Genomic DNA, 429 nt, shown 5'->3' with positions numbered 1-429 from the left:
GACGACGGCTTTCCCATTTAGTCATCGATAACTTAAGGAAGGAGTAACACTATGGCTTACAAACACATTCTCATCGCGGTAGACCTCTCCCCGGAGAGTAAAGTGCTGGTTGATAAAGCAGTATCCATGGCACGTCCCTACAACGCGAAAGTTTCGCTGATTCACGTTGATGTGAATTACTCCGACCTCTACACCGGTCTGATCGACGTTAATCTTGGCGACATGCAGAAACGCATCTCCGAAGAGACTCACCACGCGCTGAGCGAGCTTTCTACCAACGCGGGCTATCCAATCACTGAAACCTTAAGCGGTAGCGGCGATCTGGGCCAGGTGCTGGTTGATGCGATTAAGAAATACGATATGGACCTGGTGGTATGCGGTCATCACCAGGACTTCTGGAGCAAGCTGATGTCTTCCGCGCGCCAGCTG

General features: G+C 51.3%; 1 protein-coding gene. It reads left to right on the top strand.

Going from position 1 to position 429, the window contains the following annotated elements; all coding sequences use genetic code 11:
• Positions 1 to 51 precede the first annotated feature (51 nt).
• Positions 52 to 429, top strand: a 378-nt coding sequence (gene uspA, locus RTW80_RS27405; RefSeq protein WP_312721236.1) for a universal stress protein UspA, incomplete at its 3' end; no start/stop codon positions are given.

This window comes from Escherichia sp. AM3, assembly GCF_032029835.1.
Classification (GTDB): domain Bacteria; phylum Pseudomonadota; class Gammaproteobacteria; order Enterobacterales; family Enterobacteriaceae; genus Escherichia; species Escherichia coli.
The sequence above is the reverse complement of the archived record's forward strand: the minus strand, read 5'-3'. Positions and strand labels throughout refer to the sequence as shown.